Origin of the sequence: Streptomyces sp. NPDC007162, assembly GCF_040634175.1 — a bacterium.
GTDB lineage: Bacteria > Actinomycetota > Actinomycetes > Streptomycetales > Streptomycetaceae > Streptomyces.
Window position 1 is genome coordinate 1 of sequence record NZ_JBEYFC010000813.1, and the last position, 2,777, is coordinate 2,777.

General features: G+C 73.7%; 2 protein-coding genes and 2 pseudogenes. All 4 read right to left on the minus strand.

Annotation, left to right across the window (positions count from 1 at the left end):
• Window positions 1-288: pseudogene (locus ABZ646_RS44325) on the minus strand (type III effector protein); the annotation flags it as partial.
• A 107-nt stretch (window positions 289-395) separates the two neighbouring features.
• Window positions 396-784 (minus strand): annotated as a pseudogene (locus ABZ646_RS44330) (ADP-ribosylglycohydrolase family protein); the annotation flags it as partial.
• Window positions 785-910: 126 nt separating this feature from the next.
• The gene (locus ABZ646_RS44335) at window positions 911-1,483 is read right to left on the minus strand and encodes a hypothetical protein (RefSeq protein ID WP_360532825.1); all 573 of its coding nucleotides are present in this window, start codon (window positions 1,481-1,483) and stop codon (window positions 911-913) included.
• Window positions 1,480-2,777, minus strand: a 1,298-nt coding sequence (locus ABZ646_RS44340) for a DUF58 domain-containing protein (protein ID WP_360532828.1), incomplete at its 5' end; no start/stop codon positions are given. The genes ABZ646_RS44335 and ABZ646_RS44340, both read right to left, overlap by 4 nt.

Below are 2,777 nucleotides of genomic sequence, written 5' to 3' on the forward strand. Positions count from 1 at the left end.
GGCTGCCTGGCGGCTCGCCACCCCGAGCGGCTCCGCCAGGTCGGCCCAGGTGGCCCCGGCACCGCGCGCGGTCTCGATCAGACCGCTCTCCCAGGCTGCGAGCTCTTCGCGCAGATGGCGCAGCATGATCAGAGCCGCGAGCGCCTGACTGGGGTCGTCCTGAGTGGTGTCGTCCGGTGGCGTGTGGCGGGCGGTGCGGACGGCGGCGTTCATCATGCCCAGCGCTGCGGATGCGGCGAGAAACGACGCAGGACCGGCGGCCGCCGAGTGCGCACTGTCTTCGTGCACGGCCTGACCCCCTTCGCTTGTGCTGGCCGCGTCATCGTAACGACGACACGGCGAGGGCGGCAACCGGACATGGCGGTCCGAGGCGCCCCGAACGGGCCGAACCCGGGTCAGGCCCCGAGGCGGTGTGCGAGGTGGAGCAGATCTGCCAGGCGCAGTACGCGTCCGTCGAAGCCCGGGAGGGGGACATGGAGCGGCTGGGTCCAGTGGACGGGGATCGCGTCCAGCCCGTAGCGCGCTCCCGCGAGGGCTCCGGTCACCGCGGCGAGGGGGTCGACGTCCTCGAACGTGACACGGATGAGTTCGCGGAGGACCGCGGTGCCTTCCCGGGCCGCACGGCCACCGTGGGTGAGAGCGGCGATGCGGCGGGCCGCGTCATGGTGGCTCCTCGGCCGGCGGGAGCGAAGTGGACCGCCGACGTCGAGGCCCGCACCAACGAGCCGTTTCCCGCTGCTCGTCGGGTCACCTGAAAACGGACTGCGGCGGCGACCGGGTTCCACCTGCGACCACCTGCTGATCAGCCTGCCCTGCCTCCACGGACACGGACACGGACACGGACACGGACACGGACACAGGGCATTGGAGCAGCTCTTCGACGAGGCGCAGATCATCCCCACTGATCCGTTCAGGAGCTCTGTCGCCCGAATCCGCGCCCGCGCAGCGCGAGTACCAGGCAGACCGCGGTGGCGGCGATGGCGAGTGAGGCGGGCAGCCGTGCCCATGAGGTGCGCGCGACCGGCGCCTGGGCGGCGAGCAGTACCACCGCGGTCGCGGCGGCTGCCGCCAGCGCGGGTGTCGCCTGCGGGCGGTCGGGCGGGGCGGTGACACCGGCTGTCCACGGGTCGGTGACGAGCAGGTAGGCGGGCAGCAGGGCGGCGATGCAGACGACCAGCCAGAGCGGGGGACCGGTGGCCGCGGCGACCGCGATCGCCGTCGCCGGCAACAGGGTCGTCCTGTGGCGGGCCGCCAGCGTCCCCCAGCGCGCGGAGGCCACGACGGGGCGGGCGTCGACCATCGGGGCGGCCCACCACGCGGTCGCTGCCGCTGCCAGGACCAGGGCTCTGACCAACACCGATGCGTGCAGGGCGGTCGGCGGGTCGCAGGCGGCGACGGCAAGGGCCGTTCCGAGCAGGCGATCGGTGATACGGGAGGTGAGGCGTGCGACGAGCAGGGCGGCCCGGGTGGGGGTCGTGGTCATCGGGTCCCCCCGTGGACACGGGTGCGCAGGAGAGGCGCAAGGGCGAGGTCGAGTGTCTCGCCGGGCCGGTGGGCGACGACCGCGATGCCGCGTTCCACCAGGGCGAAGCGCATGGCGTCGCGGTCCGCCCGCCACAGCCGCAGCGCGAGTCCACCTTCGGTGTCGCCGGGTTCCAGGACCGGCTCGCCGGTGGGGATCTCGACCACGACCATCGGGTTGGCCCGCCCGCGCACCTGGTGCAGGATGTCGAGAATCCGCTGGTCGGTCAGTGGCGTGATGACGTACACCAACGCTCCTTCGGGCAACGCCGGCGGTGGGAGCGGGCTGAGTCCCTCCGTGCGGTACGCGCGGTCCTTGCGGACCTCCAGCACACTGTCGACGATGCGGTAGAAGTACCCCTGGCCGCTGCCCGGTTGCAGCCAGCGGGTCACGCCGCCGACCGACACGACGCCCACCCGGTCGTGGGTGGCCAGGTAGGCGCGGACCAGCCCCGCAGCGGCTCGGAAGGTCTCGTCGAGCGAGGACGCGCCGGTGACCGGGTCGACCACGTCGGCGAGCACGTCCAGCAGCACCACGGTGTCGGCGGTGTGTTCCGCGGCGAACTGGTGGACCTGCAGGGTGCCGCGACGGGTGGTGGCCGGCCAGTGGATACGCCGCTGCCGCTCGCCGCGCACGTACGGGTGTACGCCGGTGACCTCGACGCCCTCGCCGCGCTGCACTGCGGTGTGCTCCCCGAGCCGTTGCGGCAACCGGACCGGGACGGGCGTGAGGCCGGCGTGTCCGGGCACCGGGAAGACGGCGATCTCACCGAGTTCGGCCCGCACGGTGCGCCGGACCAGCCCGCCGCGGTCGTAGACGTCGACGTCGACCGTGCCGAGCGTCCAGCGACCCCAGCGCTGAGCGGTCAGGACGAGATCGACGCGGTGCGGGCCGACCGCCAGGTGGTCGAGCCGGACCCCGTGGCCGAGGGTGACGCCGGGGTCCAGACGGCCGGTCTCACCGTCGTAGGACGCCGTGATCCGCACCGTCACCTGCTCGCCTTCGAAGCACCGCCGCGGCTCCACCTCGGCCTCGGCCGTCACCGCCTGCGGGCGCGGCCCGCTCGGCAGGGCGAGGGCGAGCAGCATCAGGGGCGCGGCGGCCAGCGCAAGTACCCAGGGACGCCCGGTGACCAGCGCGGCGGCCGACGCGACGGCGGCCAATGTACCCGTGACGAAGACGGCCCTGAACCCCGGGTCCCCGCCGGCTGGACCCCGCGCGGTCCGCGCATCCTGACTTTCCCCGACGACCTGCC

What these genes read in the sequence shown, in the direction of transcription:
- ABZ646_RS44335 (WP_360532825.1), bottom strand. Translation starts at nt 1,483, where the DNA reads ATGACCACGACCCCCACCCGGGCCGCCCTGCTCGTCGCACGCCTCACC.